The following is an 18,416-nucleotide window of genomic DNA, read 5'->3' as shown; positions in this document are numbered from 1 at the left end:
CTAGGCGTGGATCAAGCTGACGCAGAGGAGCTCCCTAGGACTTAACCGCACACTGAAGCCGCATAAACCATCACTAACGTTAAAGACCCCTGACGAGCACAAGACCGTGTATATCAAATAACCTCCATTTCTGACCATGCGGCTCAGGGACCCCACATCACTTTCAAGTGACTTTCTGCAGGTCAGCACGGTGATCGACAGCACTAGATCCGCTACACGATCTCTGAAGGGAGGGCTTGACAAGTCACCCACTACAACATCCCCCAGAACGCTTAAGTTCTTGAGTCTCTCTCTAGTCGATTCGCACATGGACGGGCTTAGATCCAGGCCAACGTAGAAGGGAATTACCCCAAGTGACTTCAAGAAAGCCGCCAGGCCCCCTGTGCCGCAACCAACGTCTAGAACTACTCGGACGTTGCCCGTAACGCTCTTCAACAGAACCGCGCCAGCGAGCACCCTGTACTTACTTAACTGCTCCTCCAGATAGAGTTCGTCGTAACCACCGCTCAACTCATCATACCATGTCAACACGTCATACTCACTCAGATCCTCGGATGGATCATCAGTCAACTCGGATACCTCTATCAGATAGCTCCTCCAACGGGTGTAGGTGATGCATGAACCCTCAAGCTCTCAGATACGAACTCCACAACTCTCTATACTTAGCTATCTTCTCATCATTCCTTAAAGTCTGAAGTAGACGACTGTCAATGTTGAGCGAGATTAAGTACGTCCTCTCACCCTCCTCACTCATAGTGGCTCTGATGCCCTCCCTCACGCTAACTAACCCCACGTTACCCAACTCCTCAACCGCTTTCTTAATGCTCTCCTCAGAGGCCGGCACACCGCCTAAAGTCTCAACAAACACTCTATATTCACCGATCAGCTCGCTCAGCCATAGGGCTCCCATACATGTGTAAAGCACTCTGAGTACATCCCCCATGACGCTTTTCAAACCTTCAGTAGCTTTGAGGAAGCTCTCCATCAACCAAACACCCAATTAGTGTTATAGGCCATGGAGCTTATATAGCTCTACCCTCAGCCCTTGCAACTTGCTAACAGTTAATTAGGACCTCTTAAGTTAAGACCACGCATAACTCCTAACTCGCGCAAACATGGTAGGTGAGGACTGTGTCGGTTTGCCTAATAAAAAAGATTATTTAAGGCGAGCTAAACCATAGTATATCGCGTTAAAGACGAAGAGGAAAGTCCCTGCTGATTGGGCCCTGTACGTAGGGTCGAAGCCGAACATTACCAGGCGACCCTTACCCAGCTGCAGGTCCAGTAGTGAGGCCTTACCGGCCAGCGCCCCCTGTCCCTTGATGAACCCGCTGAGCCAGACCTTATCCGATGTGTCAGGATATCTAGACACGACGTATTTTGAAGGGGCTATGAATGCAGGGCTGCTTAGTGCAAACACCCCAATCTCCGGCGTTAACCCGCACCCAAGGAAATGCGTTGTATTGACGTAAGCTCTGACGATGGTTCCTGGTAGGGAGACCCCTGTCATCTCAGCGAGTTTAACTTCCGTCGTCATTTCGTAGGTTATAGGCAGGCTACAGGCTCTGTTAAGCAGTACAAGCACACCTCCATCCTCAACGAACTTTCTCAGCCTTGCCAACCCGTCCGTGCCGATGCCGTTCTTAAGTGGATAGCCCGTGATGCCTGTCACTATCCTTGTGGCTGGCGATTCATCAGGTATTATTATCGCGTTGTATTTGCCTAAGTCAACGGTGGTTATGTTATTATCACTTATTACATCGTACTTGAAGTTATACCTCCCTAGAATTATCTTAATCCATCCCGCGTTCATTGACTGAGTGCCGGACCTCTGAGGTGCGTAGAGAGCTATCCGCGGCTCACCCCGTATCTCATACAGAGGAACCTTCAATGTCGCGTTCACAGCATAGATCTTCAGACCGAACTTCTCGGCCAGGGAATTCATGTAGCTGTAGGTGGGTGTCTTAGCATTGAGTACAGGAACCACCACAGCGCCTGACTCCAGGGTCATTCCGTCAACTTTTGTTGAGGCCCCGGCGTGGAAATAGACCCATAGACCGTCTCTCAGTAAATCGTTTACCGCCTTAATGCCTGTGAGGGTGTGGTTGAATACGTAGGCGTACGTCGCTGTTCCAGTCACAGACCCTTTAGGCGGTGTACATGTTGAGAGCGAAGCACTAACGCTAACGCTTAAGATTTCCTTGCTGTTCACCTGAACCACGGGAAGGTTCCACATTAGTCCGTAGGACCAAGCGGTCACGTCGTAGAAGTACTCGATCCCAAGCACCTGGGTTTCAAGAATGTTTTAGCAAATCCCCTATTAGGCTGGTTCATCAAAATCACGTAGGTGCCGGCTTGGTAGGTCACACCATCGTAGAAGAAGGAAGTCCGTAATTGCCTGACCTCTATGCCTAACTGTGTTAGCCTGTTTATCATCTCACACAAGTAGGCAGGGTCTCTAGAATATGGAGGTATCAGAAAGGCGTACGGCGGTTCGTTCATACCCCTCTCAACGTTATCCTTGGCCGCTAGGTAGGTGTAGTAGAGGCACTGGAACCTGTTCAGAGCTACATTCTCCAGCAGGGACCACCACGCCGTTATACGATAGTTGACCTGATCCCTTAGAGTCCACCAACCGCCTTCCAACGGCTGCATGTGGTACGTAGCTTGGGTTTTTGCAGCAGAGCTTAGTTCACTCGGCTGAATATATATCGGGTCAGCGCCGTTGCTCCTAGCTATCTCCCAAGTCATGCTGACTATGTTGCGGAGGGACCAACTCGAATCCGTGTAGCCAGGGTAGAAGAGGTCGTAGACCTGCAAGGACGTGACTCCGTGGTGCCCGTTAGCCTGGAGGCCGGTCACAACAGCTCCTCCAGCCATGAACTTCAGTTGTTGGATAAGGGGATTAACGTTTGGATTTATTGGATCCATCTCAGGAGGCACGAACATACGGTAACCGTAAGACCCCATCTGGTGATTATCGACTAAGATCTGCGGTCTCCAGTACAGTATGGATGACGTTATGACTTGAGTCTCATACAAGTTAAGGGCGTACCAGTCTCTATTATTATCATGAGACACCGGCACACCGTAAACCGGCGGGATCGTCCCCGCATAAGCGGTCTTTGAGTATGTGTAGTACCAGTCTCTATAGACGTCATGTCCGTCCGGATTAGCTGTAAGGTAAGAACACTATTATGACGTTGTTAAGTATGTCGACCGTCTTAGCGTCGTTCCTGGTAGCCAACTCATACACGAACTGCATCACCGCCTCAGAATGATCCACTTCGTTGGAGTGTTGATCACCCATCAGAAATACAATAGGCTTACCTGCACGCGCTAGTTGAACAGCATCATCAACGTGAACTGTTCTCGGATCACTTAACTTGCGAGCTATATCTCTAAGTACTCCAGACGGGCTAGGTTGTCAGGACTTGAAACCACGACCAATATGATTGGTCTACCGCCTGAAGTCCTGCCGATTTCAGCAACCTCAACCCTGTCCGATAGGTTGGCGACTAGTCGAAGATAGCTGACTTCATCACTCCAGTACGTCAGCCTGTAGTTATCACCTATGAAGTAGCCAAAGTATTCCTCGGGCGAGGGTATTAATTTCTGATCACTTAATATGGGCAACCATGAGCGGCCTCCAATGCCCACAACACCCGTAGCATTCACGGCCAACACCACTAAGGCTAGTGTAGCAACCGCCATGAGGTGAGCACGTTTTATAGCTACACCTCAAGTTCATTATTATTGGGACAAGTTATATATATTCGAATGATATTATTGTTGTACTAAATGTACTACAAGCCTAGAAAGCTAATGCGATGCGGATTTCGGCGGGTGAGGTTTGCATCGCATTAAATCCGTAAGGACCTGAGATCCAACGCATCACGTTAAAGTCAGTTTAGGTAATGTAACTCCCCTCTGCCCTTGGTATTTGCCCTTGTAGGGCTTCATAACCGGGTTCAGTGTTTTAGAGAATATGATGTGCGCGAACCTCTGACTCCTATATACCTTCACCGGGAATATGGATCCGTGCACTTCTAAGGTTATGTTGCCCTCGAAGCCCGCATCGATTATCGTGGGTGGTATTGTGAGACCCAGTCTGGCGAAGGAAGATCTGAGCTCCACAAAGCCCATTATATCGTTAGGTAGTTTAACGTACTCGAGGGTCGTCATAAGGACCCTCTCGCCAGGATATATCACGAACTCATCGCCAGATATTATTTCATAGAACTCGCTCAAATCTGCGGTGCAGTCTTTAGTGTCAAGAACCTTGTTAACCGGCTTCAGCCTGGCTATCTCACTACCGATGCGCAGGTCAATCCCATTCTCCCTAATGATCTCCTCATCGTATGGGTCTATCACTAACCTCCCAGATTTTAAGTACCACGTCAAGTCGAAATCCGAGAGTATCAAACACACCACCAATAACATACTGAGTGACGACATTAAAGGGCAGTGGAGCAGTGGCAACAACATGCTTGATAGCCGGTCAGTGGGCTCCTAAGACATCACGTGTCAGAGACCGCCACACTCCTCATTCCAGGATCTCCTCACGTCGAGGCATAATAACCTTTATCGGCGGAGTCCTGCCAAAGGACTTAAGTGACCTCAGGCTATCTTCTTAGCCACGCTCTCGGCCTTCTCCTTAAGCACTGTTTTGAACTCCTCAGCAACCCTCTCAGCGACTTCGAGGATCTTCTGCTGCTCAACGCCCTCCAACACTTTCTTAAGGAACTTTAAAGCGCATCCCTTGCTGTGGAAGCTGTAGCTCCTCCCGCCTAAAGTCACAACCACGCCCTGACCTTGGCTGAACTTCCTTCCACACACAATACACTCTAGCTTAAGACCCAACTCAACACACCTCAAAACAATATCTTAAACTGAATCTTAATATTAGCCTCGGGAGTTGAGAGTGCGTGAGGTCGTAGTAAGCGAGTTCATAATCAGTGCTAGAGGCGATTTCCTGAAAGTCTACAGACTAGTTGAGGAGTTTGAGGGCTGGGTGAGTTATGCGGACGTCGCGACCGGCTTCATGAGGGTACGTCTTCACGGAGCACCCTGTAGTGAGGGGTACGTCGCTAGGGTGTTGGGGCTGGTGGAAAGTGTTAGCGGTTTACTGGACTGGTGTAGGTGTGGGGTACTGTATGTGCGGAACCTCCAGCAACTAGGGGTCGTGAGGAAGTGCCTTGCCGCACCTGAAGCGCATTCAATTAGCTGCATCACGTTAGGCGACACCTTAAGGTGCGCTAAAGCTCTGGGAGGGGGCCACGTCCTTGTAGAAGTCAGGAGAGTTGGGAATGCGTTTAAGCTGAGAGCCTACCCAGTCCGCAAGACCTTAGGAGCCTCCCCGACGGAACTCCCAGTGCAGTCCTACGACTGCAGAATTGATTCAGTGAGAGACTTATTAAGTGTGCTGTGTGAGTTTAGTAAGTACTTGAGCAGGTGTCTCGATGAGGCTGCCTAAGTCGGAAATGAGTAAGGCTTTAATGTTCGGACTGCTGTTCGGAAGCCTCTTAGGTTTTATGTCCTACGCATTGAGAGCGACGCTAGGCCCGACGAACATGAGCGTGGACATAGTGCTTCTGACCACTTACCTCGTAAGCTATCCCATCTATGTGGCAGTACATAGGATGAGAGGGGGCGGGGGACGACCTAGGGGCCTCTCACTCATTTACTCCTCATCCTTCATAGCCTGGATAGCTGTGTTCGAAATGCTCGTGCGCGGCCTGGGTGCCCCTCGATGATCAAGGGAGTGGTGTTTGATCTGGATGGAACTCTTGCAGACACTGTAGACCTGCACGTCTCGACGTGGATTGAGGCGTGCCGGAGGCTAGATATACCAGTCGACGAGAAGTTCGTGAGAGGTCTTGTAGGTCTGTCCGCCGAGGACATAGCTAGGAAGCTGGTGAACGAGGAAACACAGGCCTTGAGGTTGGCAAGACTCAAGAGAAGACTCTACCTGACCAGAGTGGACGAGGTGAGACTCTACCCCGAGGTGCCGGAGGTTCTAGAATGTCTGAAGCGTGTCCACAGCTTAAGACTCGCAGTGGCCTCATCCACTAACGTTGAAACTATAGAGACTGTTCTTAACGCTAAAGGAATCAGAGACTTCTTCGACTCTGTAGTGGGCAGTGACTTAGTGAGCAGGGGGAAGCCAGATTCTGAGATCTTCTTGAGTGCGCTTAGGATGATTAACGTAAACCCGACAAATGCCATTATAGTAGGGGATACTGAGTACGATGTGATGCCGGCGAACGCCTTGGGGGCGGTCTCGGTTCTCATATGTAGAGAGGAATGCAGGAAGGTTGATGTAAGGCCTCAGCACGTCATAAAGGATCTGCGGGAACTCGCAGGTTTAATCGCAAGCTATAGATAGCGTGGTTAGCGGCTACTGACGTTCTCACCTAAACCCTGCATCAAATCATCACAGGAGCTTTCCAGCAACTGTGGCAGTTCAGGAACCACCCTACTAGCCTCTTTAACCATCAACCTCACAGCCTCTCTGAGCTCCCATTGGGCATGCGGTGATAACCTCAAGCAGGCTATGTGCATTAACTCCCTTAAGTTGACGGTCATCAGTAACCTCGTAGTCACTGCTTGAGGCATGACGTACCTCGCGTCTTCGTACGGGATCCCTGCCTTCACCATCTCGTCGTAGAGTCTGTAGGCATTCTCCATGAAATCCCTGAACCTGCTCTCAAACCCGGATTTGACGACTGTCTCGGGAACTACATACCCCTTCTCGACAGCTGAGTACCTCTGACTCTCCTGCGTATATGATGCTATCCTGTGCCTGACCAGCTGGTGGGAAGCGACTCTGGATATCCCCTCAATCAGGAACGTGAAGACCACGTGCTCTAGGACGGTCGGATACTTGAAGGACTCAACAATATGTCTCCTCACATCGTCCTCGCTGTAGTGCTTCAGATAGTGCTCCGCGCTCTTCAACCCGAGCTTGCCGGCCGAGGTCTTGATGGCCAGCACTATCAACCTCCTAGCGTCCTTCGGAAGCCCTCCAGTCCAAGCGATCAGCTTCACCTCCATACGGCCCACCGAACCCGCTACCTAACCACCCTCCCACAACCCGCAGTATATTCCTCCCTTAGGTCTCTGAGAACTACGCCCCCTCCCGGCTTGACCTCCTTGAACGTGCGCGTCCTGAACCTGAGAACCTTGACATCCTCGTCAAGCCAGCAGTCAGGACTTAACCCTGCCTTGAAGCAGGTCTCCGCAAGGAACGCCTCATTGTCCCAGCAATACTCAACAGGGACTTCAGGCAACAGCAATCCACTGTAGAAACCGTGTACAACCATTAGGCCGTCCCTACCTATGATGAACCCCTCAGGCCTTCTTCTAGGATCTCGCGGGAGTTCCTCCATACCTGATAGGACAGAGACTTCGAACACCACTTCATCCAACTCCTCGATCTTGAGCGGTGTGAACCTCGGGTCCTCCGTTGCGGCAGCTATGGCCGCGTGGATGACGTTAAGCGCTAAAGGCTCGACAGGCTTCACGTAGCCTATGCATCCCCTTAACTCACGCCCTCCACGACCTCTGAGCTTTAACAGCGTGACGAATGACGCTCCAAGCTTCCTCAGCCTCTGCGGTGTGTCGTCAGGCATCCTCATCACCACACCACTCCTCAAGTACCCCTCCACAGCGCTTCTGGCAAGCCTGACTAGGAAGAACCCGTCCTCCAATCCCACTTCCTCAGGATCTACGTAAGTCTCAGCCATAGTCTAACCTAATAGATTACTGCGACTCCGTAATTAATTTATTCGCCCTCTCAAGAGTCTCGTTAATTGTTCTCCAATGGTTACCCTGCCAGTATAGCCTGCCGCACTTACCACACTTCCAGAACTCATCATATTTACTCACTAACTCACTCTTAAGCAGAGACAGCGCCTCAGCACCGCTTATCTTAGTTAAGGGCGTGTTGCACCTGGGGCATCTGGTCCTCGAGGGGTCGAAGAACAGCTTCACACCTGTTCTAGCAGTCACGCACGCGAGCATCTCGGCCACGTCGTCTGAGATCACGAGAACGGCGTTTAGGCCCCTGCTCCTCGCCCTCCTGAAGAGGGATTCATCCCTAGTTAGGAGGACTCTACCGTCCTCCTCGGCAACACGCAACAGCTTCCAATCCTCAAAACTTTTAGAGTAGAGTGTGTCGTAACCCAGCATCCTCAGCCAGCGAGCCAGGTTCCCAAGCATCGCGTCAGCAACGAACTTCATTATGCGCTACCAAACTATAGTCATTATCACTTGTAATAAGTGTTGACAAGGCTTGAACCATATTCTGAGACGCTATTCCCGTTAACCATCCCAGGCGACGCTCAGCAGTATAAAAATCACAATGCTCAGCGCGAATTGATTAATGCCCGCCACACAGTAAGCCACAATCATCATGTGCTACAATAATGTCTGAACCGCGTGTTGAGCGGAGGACCTGCAACAGAAGCTGGTCAGCCGCTCCGAGTCCTGTAGATAGAGACCTTAACGCCGAGTAGCTGGCCGGGTATGTTCTTGTTGAACCTGACTATGAGCGTTCCGTTCCTGCCGCTCCCGTGAACCTTAATAACCCGTCCTGTGTACGTGTTCCCTTTAGCGTCCTTCGCAAGGATCTTAGCCCCGACTAAGTTGTGGGGCTTCTTAAGGATGGTTGTCAAGACCTTCACGAATACCTGACTACTGTTCTGCCCTCTGGAGCCGACTCTATAGCCTACCAGCACCCCCACACCCAGCTCTACCGGAATTCTCGAACTCATCCGCTAATCCCTGCAAGAATTAATGATGAACCCTCTTAAAATATTTTCCCTCGCAACCCAGTTAATACTCGACATTCAGGTCTTAGACTCCTCGATCTTCTTTAACTGCCTTCTGTACATATCGAGGATCTCCTTAGTCGTTGTTGCATCGTCGGGCGACTTCTCGAGACGCCATCTAATAAATCTCGGAAACCTTATGGAGATGCCGGCGCCCTTCCTCACTAAATCCCTGCAGCATGTGTGCGCTGGCGAGAGCGTTAACTCAGCTCCTATTATCTCGGCCACGTAGTGAGGCATCACCCACACGTCAGGCACCATCTCCGAATCCACATTGGGCGGTTTATAACTGAGTGCATGAGGCTTCAGCATTTCAGTCATCTCCTCTAGATCTCTGTCCTTGAAGCCCGTGCCGACTTTACAGACAGTCTTGAAGGAATCGCTCTCCTCGTCGTAGGCGGCCATGAGCAACGCCCCGTATCTGCCGCTCCTCCTCCCCCTGCCGGCGAACGCCCCCACGACCACCAGATCAACCGTATCAACCATCTCGCTCTTGTAATCACGCTTATACTTAACCCACAACCAGCCCCTAGCCCCGGCTTGGTAGATGGAGTTGTCGTGGATTGCCTTCACCATAACGCCCTCAGCACCATCCTCAATAGCCTTGAGGAAGAACTCCTCAAGCTTCTGAGGGTCTTCAGCGAGGACGTTGTGCGCTATCTTGAAATTCTCGACCTCCTTAACTATCCTCCTCAGAACCTCCCTCCTGTAGGGGAGGGGCTTGTCCAGCATGTCCTCACCTTCGTTCAGCATCACGTCGAAGATGAAGACGCTTACAGGGATCTCCTCGACAGCCTCATGGACGTCGTGCTTCCTCTTCCTATGCATCAGCTCCTGGAAGGGCATAAGGAAACCTGTGTCAGGGTCTACAGCCACTATCTCTCCCTCGACTATGGCCTCAGAACTCAATATGTTATCCCTAGCCAACCTCGCAACATCCGGGTACTGATGAGTTATATCCTCCAGATTCCTCGAGAAGATCCTGACCTCATCACCTTTCTTATGGATCTGCCCCCTCTCACCGTCGTACTTGTACTCAACAAGCGCTCTACCGCCGACTTTACTCAGTATGGTCTTAGGGTCACTCTCCCTCTCAGCGAGCATGGGCTTCACAGGTATCCCGACCTCCGGCTTAATCTTCTCTATAGCGCTCGTGCCTTGGGTGGCCAGCAACTTACCCACTAAACCCAGATCCCCCGCCCTGACGTAGTACGCCTTCTCTATAATTGTGTCGTAGTCCGCACTGCCGTAGAACACTATAGCGAGCGCGTCTATGACCGTCATGTCCTGAATCCCAGTCCTCATACTGCCGGTGACGAACCTAGCTATATATCTAGCCTCTAGGGGGGAGGCCTCCTTAAGGAGGCCGGCGATGAGGTTTATCTTGAGGGTTCTACTCCCCTCGCCGCTGGCTATCGCGGCTCTAGCCAGCGTCTCATAGAGCCTTTCAACGCTGAGCTGGCCTGACCCAGCACCCTTACCAATAAACCTGCTCAAGTCCCTTGCGGAGCCCTTCTCACCCTTCTTCAAGTTCTCTATGACGAGCCCTGGATCGCCGAGCTCCCTGAGCATCTTATCTACCTCCGCCTCCTTAACCCCCGTGGCCTTAGCTATGGTCTTAACCAGTAGCTCTTCATCCATGCCTATCTCAGGCATCCCCCTCCACTCAGGCCATATCTTACCGAGTATGATGTATATTACCTTGTCAATAACCTCCTTAGGGGTGTCTTTAAGGAGGCCTGCAAGCAAAGCAGTCTTCGCATTCTTAGAGGATACTTTCTCAATCTTATCTAGAACATCGACGACAACTCTAAACTCCGTGCATCACACCCGAGATAAACTACGGTTAGCGGGGCTTAAATACACATACAGATAGCGGTGTGTGAAACGCTTAAATACTCGATTGGGCCATACAATTTGATGATGAGAACCCGGCAAGAAGGTATCCATGCCTTCTCAGTGTTACGCTGAGGTCAACGACTCTCGGAGATAGTGGTGTATGTTGAATTATATGGAGGTTTTCTCACGCATGTTAGACCACACGTAAGACACCGCGGCCTCAAGCTCTCTGAACAGGAGATTATTTATCCTGCCCCTAATCTCTATGTCGTACACGTACCCCCTCTTCTCATTGATTCTGTAGGACTCTATGAGCCCTCTGTCACGTTGCTCCTCAAGAATCCTGGCGAGGAATGAGGTCATCAGCGGGTGGTTGGCGGGTAACGCCTCGGAGAGTATTATCCTCATAGTGTCTTGAGACACTATCACGTTCGCGACCACGTTGTTGTCCACCGTTATGACATCGACCCGTGATGCCTGCATTAGCGACGCGTCGAGACTTCTCTCACCCTCGAGGATCCTCAGCAACTCCTCCAAGTACTGTAGCTCGTTCCTCAGCTCCTCTATCTTCCTCCTCACGTAATTCCTCAGGTCCTCGTTGTTAACCTTAACCTCACTGCTCAAACGGGATCACCCCACATAGTCGAGGAGAGTCCTCCTACGCCCACCCGTCCTAACCTCACTCTGCAGAACCTCCCTGTACTTAGATGCTATCAGCTTGAAGTCCTCCTCTAGAGCGGCTCTCGGGGATGGGTTATAAAGCGCGGCCGCCGGGTGATAGGTAGGCACTACCGTAGTGCTTCTCCCGAATAAGTTGATGCTGTAGACCTTACCCCTCATTCTAGTGACACCGTACCAACGGAGACCGCCGAGGTCCTCGAGAACGTACCTACCTGAGTAACTGCCTAACGTGACTATGATTGAGGGTTGAATCAGCTGGATTATGCTGTTCGTGAAGGGGGCGCAACTCATTATCTCGTCCTCGAGGGGCTCCCTATTCTCAGGCGGTCTGCACTTAACGACGTTCGTTATGAACACCTCCTCCCTCTTAATACTGTTCACCTCCAGAAGCTGGGTGAGGAGCTTCCCCGCAGCGCCGACGAAAGGCCTGCCCACCTCGTCCTCACTCCTCCCCGGAGCCTCCCCTATGAACATGAGCTTAGCGTTCAGAGACCCCTCCCCCGGAACCGCCTTAGATCGGCTCCCTGATAACCTGCACTTAACACAGCTGGAGATCTCAGAGGAAAGCCTAGCCCAATCATCGCTTCTGCCCAACTAAACATCCCTAAATATACTTGAGGATGAGGCACATATAACTTGATGGCGTGAAAAAGATTGCGTGGACGTCTTGAGAACCGGCATGTAGGGTTAAGCCGCCTTACCCACCACGTACAGGGCCCTGAACTTATCTATAATCCTGACATCGCCCCTCGCACTTAACTCCTTTATAACCCTCCTAGCTAAAGACATTCTCACGCCCAAAGCGGTAGCCAGTTGGTAGGTCGTGACCACGTCAGAGGATTTGATAGTGGATAGCGCTCTGTTCAGAAGCGCGTCGTCGATCTCGAGTGATGCAATAGCTGATGCACCTTTATCCCTCCTCTCAGGCTTTTTAACTTCCCCTAACTCCTCTTTCCTCTGCTGCTTCTCAGCAGCCGATATAGTTTTCTTCTTCTTACCGCCGCCCAAACCACTCACCCCGTATCATATGGATCTCACCGGAATTAATAACTTTCAGTTGGAGAGGCTAGACCCTTTAATGTCGTGGGCAGGGGGAACACGTAATGCGGGCTTATCAACTAGGACCCCACAGTACTACACATATTTAGGGGTTGTAACATAGATTACTCTTGAGTGATGATGGCTGGTATTTCGGATCGGTGAAGAGTAATACCAGAACTGATTGCTTGCTTTAAACACGTTGCTGATTAGATTAGTTTGAGGGTTCAGCTGTGATAGTGGAGGGAGACCTGGTGCTGATATACGTTGACGAGAGGAGGTCTAAGATAGTTAGGGTGGCCGGGGGCAAGATCCTCCACACCGACAGGGGGTACTTAAGACTGGACGATCTCATCGGACTCGAGTGGGGGTCTAGAGTTAGGCTCAGTACAGGCGTTACAGCATATGTTGTAAAGCCAACGCTGACGGACCTCATGATGAAGTTCTTCAGGAGGGCTACTCAAGTCATATACCCTAAGGACCTGGCGTACATGTTACTTGAATCCGGTGTTGGGGAAGGATCCAGAGTTGCTGAGGCCGGGGTAGGCACGGGCTTCCTGACGGCAGTTCTGGCTTGGTTTGTAGGACGTGACGGGCGTGTCTATGGGTACGAGATAAATGAAGAGTATGTTAAAGTAGCTCTAAATAACCTTGAGAACGCAGGGCTCTCCGAGCGAGTAGTCATAAAGAATAGGGACATAACGCAGGGGATAGATGAGAGGGATCTGGACGCGCTGTTCCTCGACATGCCTAACCCGTGGGAGGTCTTCCCCCATCTGAAGAACTCTCTAAAGCCTTCAGCCCCCGTGATAATGTTCGTCCCGTCAGTCAATCAAGTTCTGAAGGTCTTGGAGCACGTCAAGGGGTTTAGGCGTCTCATCAAAGTTAAAGTCTCTGAACTTCTTCTAAGGGAGTACCAGGCGAGCCCGGAGGCGTTAAGGCCTAAGTCTGTGGGCGTCACACACACGGGATATGTAATTACATCCCGCTTCATAGACCTGTAGCGAGTGCCTGAGAACGAAGTCCTTCAAACCCTTTCCACCTGCTCCCCGAACCTCCTAACGGAGTCTGAGACCCACCTCAGGTAGTCTGGATTGCCTGAGGCTATGCTCAGGGATATGATCTCAGGTACCTCATATGGATGACTCCCCCTAATAAAATCCATCAAATCTTTCAGCCTGCCCGATTCCGTCTTTATCACAAGCAGAGACTCCACGTCCTCGACAACACGTCCCTCCCACCAGTAGATAGACCTGACCCCATTCAAAACGTTCACGCAGGCGGCCAAACCAGCCTCAACAAGCTTCCTAGCAAGCTCAGCCATCTCGCCCTCAGGACCCGTAACCAGCACAACTGAATACTGGAGAATCTCATCACCTGATGCGGAACTCAACCCACACACCCTTATTAAACTACTCTTGGTTATCTTAAAATGGTGTTATAATTGGTTGGGGACTTCTTAGAGAGCGTCGTGGTGAGAGTTCTCGCAGACGATCAAGTGATGTTCGGAACGCAGTGTCTAGGGCATCACGGCATTTCGCTTCTGGTTGAGGCGTACGGCCGGGACTCCGAGATCACGGTCTTAATTGACACAGGTGGTAACGGAGACGTCGTCCTCCACAACATGAGTCTGATGGGGGTGAATCCGAAGGACATAGACTTAATAGTGTTGACCCACAGGCACTGGGATCATGTCGGCGGTCTCTATAAAGTGCTTGAGGCCGTCGGCAGGGAGAGGATACCTATAGTCGCGCACCCTAACCTCCTGAAGCCCGGTCTAGCGTTAGAGCCTAAGCTTAGATGTACGGGGGTTCCGATGGACTTCAGGGAGAGGGTCGCTGGGCTAGGCGGGATGCTGGTGCTCACGCGAGACCCTCTGAAGCTTGCGCCGGGATTGATGACGACCGGCGAGGTGAGGAGGTACATCCCCGTTGCGTGGCAGGGATTCAAAACCGTTGACGACGACTTCAGGCTGGTTGATGATGTTATGATGGACGACATCTCCGTGATCGCCGTGTTGAGGGATGGGATTGCCTTAATGACCGGTTGCAGCCACTCAGGCATAGTGAACATAGTCAAGCACGCTGTGGACCTCACAAACGCTAAGAGGGTTAAAGCCATTGTCGGCGGCCTGCACCTAATTAAGGCACTCCAAAACGAGGTAGAGGATGTGGTCAGAGAGCTCTCACAGTACGAGATAGACATGATAGCTGCAGGCCACTGCACGGGATTCAGAGCTCAGGCAGAGCTCAGCAAAAGATACGGCGATAAATTCATCCCCCTCCAGGCAGGTATGGAAATCACCTTAAGATAACGGTGATGAAGAAACCGTCGGCGAACAACCCAAGCCATCCTATATTAGCTAGATCCCATACTTCCTTATGGGATGTCCTCATGTACAGCAAGGCCTGGGTATTCACGTTAGGCACTGAGGTCGTGAGCGGGAGGGTTGTGAACACCAATGCCTCATACATAGGCAGGAGACTCACGTTGCTAGGGTTCGACGTTCTGGGGGTTGTGTCGCTGGTGGATGATGTGGGACTCATATCAACGTTCCTGTCCTACGTGCTTGAGAGCGAGCCCGACCTGATAGTGACCACCGGCGGTCTGGGCCCCACCTACGACGACGTAACCCTCGAGGCGGTTGCTAAGGCGGTGGGGAGAGGGCTAGCGATCAACGACCTCGCTCTAGAGATGGTCAGGAAGAAGTATGAGAAGCTTAAACTACCCCTGACTCCCGAGAGGATTAAGATGGCCCGCCTGCCTGAAGGATGTGAGGTCATACCTAATGAAGTGGGGACAGCGCCAGGGTGTTTAGTGAGACACGGAAGGACGTTAATAGTTTCACTTCCGGGAGTTCCTAAAGAGCTTGAGGCCATGTGGGAGTCCTGGGTGGAGCCAAGGCTTAAGGGTTTAGGCGTTAAGAGGGTTTTAGCCGAGAGGACTTTCACCGTAACCAACGTTCCCGAGTCATCAGCCGCTAGGGTGGTTAAGGAGCTCCTCCACAAGTACGGGAATATCTACATAAAGACGCACCCGAAAGGTCGTGAGATGGGGGCGCCGGTCCTCGAGGTTTACGTTCAGGTGTCTGCTGAGAGACTGGAGGACGCGGAAAGGACTATCGAAAGGGTTTTAGAGGATCTCAAGAGAGAGTTAATGAATGAGGGTGGAGTTATTTCCTGAAGTGAAGTGCGTGAGCCCAACACCCCCCGCAACCTCCTCCCACGATATGCTGAAGGGCATTAGCAGTTGCTGGAACATGGACTTAGCAGTTCTCAAGTACTCCGCAGTATCCACGTCCTCCACTTTAGCCAGTTGGACGGGCTTAACACCGCTCGACCCTCTGACCTTCACGTAGAGCACGGTCACACCGCTCTCGACAGGCACGCCGTGCCTCTTGAGCTGGAGCGCCGCCTTAACGTGGATAGGCGTGGTCTTAACGTAGGACTCTACGTCCTTACTCAACGTAGTCTTGAAGACGACGTCGTCCAGCGTGAAGTCCTTATTCCGCAGCCTGAGGTACAACTCCCTGACCTCGCGCCTGATTTCATCCTTCACACCCTCAAGAGAGTCTGCAGTGCCCTCAACCCTGCTGATGAGTTCTAGGATCCTTATGAAGGAGTCCTGAAGTATCTTAGGCACGTTCTTCTTCTTCCCGACCAACCCCTTAACGTCCACCCTGCCTCCTTCAAGAACCCCTATATAGTTCTTCTTGAGGGCGAACGCCACGTACTTGTACGTCTTATCCTGCTCTATCTCAAGAGAGAGCTCATCCTCCACCCATTCAATGAGGGTGTTTAAAGCCTTAGGTTCAGGACTCCACACAAAGAGCGAATCGGTGTCCCCGTAAAGTACCTTAAGGCCGAGTTCTCCGGCTTTGGAGAGAGTTCTGGTTATCACGTATCTGCCGAGGGCCGTGACGGACTCGGCTAGTGAGGGCGTGTAGAATGGGAATGACTCGTGGCCGAAAACCCCATAGCTCGCGTTGACATATACCTTAAGAGCCTTCTGAACCACATCATACCAATTCTTCAGCTCCTCCACCTTAGCCTGCTTAGCGAGCTTCTTGTAAACCCCGACCCTGAAGTCCCTCAGAAGCCCTACGAGCGCCGACGTTATGCCCTTCCTAGACACACACACCCTGTGCAGGATCTCCCCCTTCTCGTCCGTCACGTTAATTAATTCGCCGTCCTCACACCACCCGCTCGGAGGATCTATAGTCTCGTAACTGAGGTTCCACACTTTGATGATGCTCGGGTATAGGGAGGCGAAGTCCAGCACAACCACGTTGAAGTAGACGCCCGGAACCGGGTCGATGACTATCGCTCCTGCGTACCTCTTACCTCCTATCTTGGCCGCGGTCTTGACCTCCCCCTTAAGTCTCTTAAGCTCCTCCCTCTCAGGTATTAAGTAGTTGCTCCTCCGATGTTCCCAGTACATGAGGTTCTTAACCCATGCGGAGACCTTATGCCTGGTGACGTCCTCCAGCGACATCTTAGCTAGACGCATTATCAACACTATCAGCTTCCAGACGAGTTCGTTGTTGAATGTGGTTAGGTTAAGCGAGAGCTCTGCGTCCTTCATGTTATACTCAACGAGTCTGTCCATCGTTAGGTCACTCACGCTCACCTCTATCACCACCTTAGTCTCGCCAAGTAATGCCTGAGCTATTGCGTCGAGGGTTTTCTCTTTATATGCTTGACTGAATGCGTAGTTCTGGATCGCCTCAATGCTGAAGAACTTGTAGAGGTCTATGTGGAACCCATGTCTGATGCCCACAAAATCCCTAACGTCCTCTATCGGTATGTAGAGCGGGTCTATGCCGAGCGCCACAGCCCTGTTGTGAAGGTAGGGTAGGTCGAAGTTATCGCCGTTGAAGGTTATAATGAGGGGGTAGCTGTTCATCGTCCTGAAGACCTCCAGCACCAACCCCCTCTCACTGTCGAAGATCTCGACCTCCGTGTTGAGATTTCTTAATCTGTCAACGCTCTCGATGTTGAGTCCCTCCCTGTAGACAACCAAAACCCTCCTGAGACCGTCGCTTCCAGCCAGGGCGATGCTTATGATCGGGTAGTGGGCCTCGGAGGGGTCTGGGACCCTTAATCTCGTCGGCGTGTAGACCTCTATATCGACGGCCAGCCTCCTCATCCTCGGTGGTCTCTCCTCAAAGAGGGGGGCCATCCTGAGGGCTAGCTCCAGCAATTCCTCCTCGCCTTTGACCACATTCTTGTACAGGCTCATCACGTCATCGCCGAGCTTGGGCTGGATCATGCTTACCCCCCTCCCGTTGGCTGTGTACCTCATGCCAGGTATTAACCCGTTGTCGAAGACGTAGCAGTCGTGATACTTTATGTTCGCCTCCCAGGCGCTTGCGACGAGGGTGCGCATCCGCGGTATCGCGAGAGGGTCCTTAGCAACGACCTTAGTGAGCGTGACGTCCTTGACCCTCAGCAGGTCATGTTTCCTGACGACCTCGACCCTCTCGAAAGACTTATCCTTAATTATCTTCTGGCCAAGCTCCTCAGGGGGGGTATCCGTCAGGAAGTAAGGCATGTGACCTGTCTTATCGACCCAGATGTACGTTCTGCCACTAACATCGTCGTAGAACTTGAGGTAAGCCTTCCTCAGCTCGCCGCTGTAATATGAGCCGAGGAAGTACGACTCAGGAACCTCATCGGAGAACTCAAGACTGCTGATAGAAGAGGAATAAGGTGAGTTCCTCATCGAGTCAAGGAAAACGTCAAACTCGACGCCGCCAACAGAAACGCTGAAACTAGGTCTCCTCAATGGCGGGCCAGAGGTCTCAGCCCCTCCGGAACGGCCTGAAGAAGGAAGGACTTCAGTCCCGGATCCCGAGCCCTCAGTAGATTCACGTTTAATGAATTCAGTAAGTCTCCTAGAGCCACCTGCCTTAGCCCCGCCGTTCACGTAATTCCTTCTACCTCTAGCCACACCCAACCCTAAAGATTTAGTTGTGAGTAACACTAAATAACGTGTTAAGACAATAATTCCATATGAACTAAT

General features: G+C 51.6%; 23 protein-coding genes and 1 pseudogene. 6 read left to right on the top strand and 18 right to left on the bottom strand.

Going from position 1 to position 18,416, the window contains the following annotated elements:
• From QW772_01380 to QW772_01345, 8 genes are all read right to left on the bottom strand, one after another.
• Positions 1 to 570, bottom strand: coding sequence for a class I SAM-dependent methyltransferase (locus tag QW772_01380; GenBank protein ID MEM0037576.1), 570 nt, complete (start codon positions 568 to 570; stop codon positions 1 to 3).
• A gap of 55 nt (positions 571 to 625) precedes the next feature.
• Positions 626 to 1,000 carry a hypothetical protein gene (locus QW772_01375; protein ID MEM0037575.1) on the bottom strand — a complete coding sequence of 125 codons (375 nt, stop codon included), beginning with the start codon at positions 998 to 1,000 and terminating at the stop codon, positions 626 to 628.
• 156 nt (positions 1,001 to 1,156) lie between these two features.
• Positions 1,157 to 2,287: a hypothetical protein gene (locus QW772_01370; GenBank protein ID MEM0037574.1), complete on the bottom strand. Its 1,131-nt coding sequence runs from the start codon at positions 2,285 to 2,287 to the stop codon at positions 1,157 to 1,159.
• Positions 2,257 to 3,081: a hypothetical protein gene (locus tag QW772_01365; GenBank protein MEM0037573.1), complete on the bottom strand. Its 825-nt coding sequence runs from the start codon at positions 3,079 to 3,081 to the stop codon at positions 2,257 to 2,259. The genes QW772_01370 and QW772_01365 overlap by 31 nt, the downstream gene beginning before the upstream one ends.
• A 91-nt stretch (positions 3,082 to 3,172) precedes the next feature.
• Positions 3,173 to 3,397 (bottom strand): M14 family zinc carboxypeptidase, encoded by a 225-nt coding sequence (locus QW772_01360; protein ID MEM0037572.1) that lies wholly within the window; start codon positions 3,395 to 3,397, stop codon positions 3,173 to 3,175.
• Positions 3,394 to 3,714: a hypothetical protein gene (locus tag QW772_01355; GenBank protein ID MEM0037571.1), complete on the bottom strand. Its 321-nt coding sequence runs from the start codon at positions 3,712 to 3,714 to the stop codon at positions 3,394 to 3,396. Before QW772_01355 ends, QW772_01360 begins: the two co-directional genes overlap by 4 nt.
• Before the next feature lie 180 nt (positions 3,715 to 3,894).
• Positions 3,895 to 4,431, bottom strand: coding sequence for a dCTP deaminase (gene dcd, locus QW772_01350; GenBank protein MEM0037570.1), 537 nt, complete (start codon positions 4,429 to 4,431; stop codon positions 3,895 to 3,897).
• Between the two features lie 189 nt (positions 4,432 to 4,620).
• On the bottom strand, positions 4,621 to 4,863 hold the full coding sequence (locus QW772_01345; GenBank protein ID MEM0037569.1) for a hypothetical protein: 243 nt from the start codon (positions 4,861 to 4,863) through the stop codon (positions 4,621 to 4,623).
• Positions 4,864 to 4,918: 55 nt separating this feature from the next.
• Here QW772_01345 and QW772_01340 point away from each other — a divergent pair, with 55 nt between their 5' ends.
• Genes QW772_01340 through QW772_01330 form a run of 3 tightly spaced genes read left to right on the top strand, consistent with a single transcriptional unit; the run spans position 4,919 to position 6,388 of the window.
• Entirely contained in the window at positions 4,919 to 5,476 is a 558-nt protein-coding gene (locus QW772_01340) for a hypothetical protein (protein MEM0037568.1), read from the top strand.
• Positions 5,463 to 5,756 (top strand): hypothetical protein, encoded by a 294-nt coding sequence (locus tag QW772_01335; protein ID MEM0037567.1) that lies wholly within the window; start codon positions 5,463 to 5,465, stop codon positions 5,754 to 5,756. Before QW772_01340 ends, QW772_01335 begins: the two co-directional genes overlap by 14 nt.
• On the top strand, positions 5,753 to 6,388 hold the full coding sequence (locus QW772_01330; GenBank protein ID MEM0037566.1) for an HAD family phosphatase: 636 nt from the start codon (positions 5,753 to 5,755) through the stop codon (positions 6,386 to 6,388). Before QW772_01335 ends, QW772_01330 begins: the two co-directional genes overlap by 4 nt.
• A 5-nt stretch (positions 6,389 to 6,393) precedes the next feature.
• Here the strand turns inward: QW772_01330 and thyX are convergent, their stop codons facing one another.
• From thyX to QW772_01290, 8 genes and pseudogenes are all read right to left on the bottom strand, one after another.
• Complete coding sequence (gene thyX, locus QW772_01325; protein MEM0037565.1) at positions 6,394 to 7,056, bottom strand: FAD-dependent thymidylate synthase; 663 nt, start codon at positions 7,054 to 7,056, stop codon at positions 6,394 to 6,396.
• A 17-nt stretch (positions 7,057 to 7,073) separates the two neighbouring features.
• Positions 7,074 to 7,748, bottom strand: coding sequence for a TIGR00296 family protein (locus QW772_01320; GenBank protein MEM0037564.1), 675 nt, complete (start codon positions 7,746 to 7,748; stop codon positions 7,074 to 7,076).
• Between the two features lie 16 nt (positions 7,749 to 7,764).
• Positions 7,765 to 8,244 carry a Mut7-C RNAse domain-containing protein gene (locus QW772_01315; protein ID MEM0037563.1) on the bottom strand — a complete coding sequence of 160 codons (480 nt, stop codon included), beginning with the start codon at positions 8,242 to 8,244 and terminating at the stop codon, positions 7,765 to 7,767.
• Positions 8,245 to 8,474: 230 nt separating this feature from the next.
• Positions 8,475 to 8,777: a 50S ribosomal protein L35ae gene (locus tag QW772_01310; GenBank protein MEM0037562.1), complete on the bottom strand. Its 303-nt coding sequence runs from the start codon at positions 8,775 to 8,777 to the stop codon at positions 8,475 to 8,477.
• Positions 8,778 to 8,852: 75 nt separating this feature from the next.
• Positions 8,853 to 10,640, bottom strand: a pseudogene (locus tag QW772_01305) (ATP-dependent DNA ligase).
• A 201-nt stretch (positions 10,641 to 10,841) separates the two neighbouring features.
• The gene (locus QW772_01300; GenBank protein ID MEM0037561.1) at positions 10,842 to 11,297 is read right to left on the bottom strand and encodes a hypothetical protein; all 456 of its coding nucleotides are present in this window, start codon (positions 11,295 to 11,297) and stop codon (positions 10,842 to 10,844) included.
• A 6-nt stretch (positions 11,298 to 11,303) separates the two neighbouring features.
• Complete coding sequence (locus QW772_01295) at positions 11,304 to 11,948, bottom strand: uracil-DNA glycosylase (GenBank protein MEM0037560.1); 645 nt, start codon at positions 11,946 to 11,948, stop codon at positions 11,304 to 11,306.
• A 93-nt stretch (positions 11,949 to 12,041) separates the two neighbouring features.
• Positions 12,042 to 12,371, bottom strand: a complete 330-nt coding sequence (locus QW772_01290) for a hypothetical protein (GenBank protein ID MEM0037559.1) — start codon at positions 12,369 to 12,371, stop codon at positions 12,042 to 12,044.
• 254 nt (positions 12,372 to 12,625) lie between these two features.
• On the opposite strand from QW772_01290, the gene QW772_01285 reads away from it, so the two are divergent.
• Positions 12,626 to 13,396: a tRNA (adenine-N1)-methyltransferase gene (locus QW772_01285; protein MEM0037558.1), complete on the top strand. Its 771-nt coding sequence runs from the start codon at positions 12,626 to 12,628 to the stop codon at positions 13,394 to 13,396.
• Positions 13,397 to 13,419: 23 nt separating this feature from the next.
• Here the strand turns inward: QW772_01285 and cutA are convergent, their stop codons facing one another.
• Positions 13,420 to 13,785, bottom strand: coding sequence for a divalent-cation tolerance protein CutA (cutA, locus tag QW772_01280; protein MEM0037557.1), 366 nt, complete (start codon positions 13,783 to 13,785; stop codon positions 13,420 to 13,422).
• Between the two features lie 51 nt (positions 13,786 to 13,836).
• On the opposite strand from cutA, the gene QW772_01275 reads away from it, so the two are divergent.
• Both QW772_01275 and QW772_01270 read left to right on the top strand, forming a co-directional pair.
• Positions 13,837 to 14,706, top strand: coding sequence for an MBL fold metallo-hydrolase (locus QW772_01275; GenBank protein MEM0037556.1), 870 nt, complete (start codon positions 13,837 to 13,839; stop codon positions 14,704 to 14,706).
• Between the two features lie 5 nt (positions 14,707 to 14,711).
• Positions 14,712 to 15,575 (top strand): nicotinamide mononucleotide deamidase-related protein, encoded by an 864-nt coding sequence (locus tag QW772_01270; protein MEM0037555.1) that lies wholly within the window; start codon positions 14,712 to 14,714, stop codon positions 15,573 to 15,575.
• Here the strand turns inward: QW772_01270 and QW772_01265 are convergent.
• Positions 15,546 to 18,377: a DNA-directed DNA polymerase I gene (locus QW772_01265; protein ID MEM0037554.1), complete on the bottom strand. Its 2,832-nt coding sequence runs from the start codon at positions 18,375 to 18,377 to the stop codon at positions 15,546 to 15,548. The two genes, QW772_01270 and QW772_01265, sit on opposite strands and share 30 nt — an antisense overlap.
• Between the last annotated feature and the right edge of the window lie 39 nt (positions 18,378 to 18,416).

Source organism: Zestosphaera sp., assembly GCA_038727705.1.
Taxonomy (GTDB): domain Archaea; phylum Thermoproteota; class Thermoprotei_A; order Sulfolobales; family NBVN01; genus Zestomicrobium.
This window is presented reverse-complemented; position numbering and strand designations above follow the sequence as displayed.

Excerpts from the sequence above, each read along its gene's own strand:
- QW772_01355 (MEM0037571.1), bottom strand. The coding sequence starts at position 3,714 with ATGGCGGTTGCTACACTAGCCTTAGTGGTGTTGGCCGTGAATGCTACG.
- thyX (MEM0037565.1), bottom strand. The coding sequence starts at position 7,056 with ATGGAGGTGAAGCTGATCGCTTGGACTGGAGGGCTTCCGAAGGACGCT.
- QW772_01335 (MEM0037567.1), top strand. The coding sequence starts at position 5,463 with ATGAGGCTGCCTAAGTCGGAAATGAGTAAGGCTTTAATGTTCGGACTG.
- QW772_01270 (MEM0037555.1), top strand. The coding sequence starts at position 14,712 with ATGAAGAAACCGTCGGCGAACAACCCAAGCCATCCTATATTAGCTAGA.
- QW772_01330 (MEM0037566.1), top strand. The coding sequence starts at position 5,753 with ATGATCAAGGGAGTGGTGTTTGATCTGGATGGAACTCTTGCAGACACT.
- QW772_01315 (MEM0037563.1), bottom strand. The coding sequence starts at position 8,244 with ATGAAGTTCGTTGCTGACGCGATGCTTGGGAACCTGGCTCGCTGGCTG.
- QW772_01310 (MEM0037562.1), bottom strand. The coding sequence starts at position 8,777 with ATGAGTTCGAGAATTCCGGTAGAGCTGGGTGTGGGGGTGCTGGTAGGC.
- QW772_01320 (MEM0037564.1), bottom strand. The coding sequence starts at position 7,748 with ATGGCTGAGACTTACGTAGATCCTGAGGAAGTGGGATTGGAGGACGGG.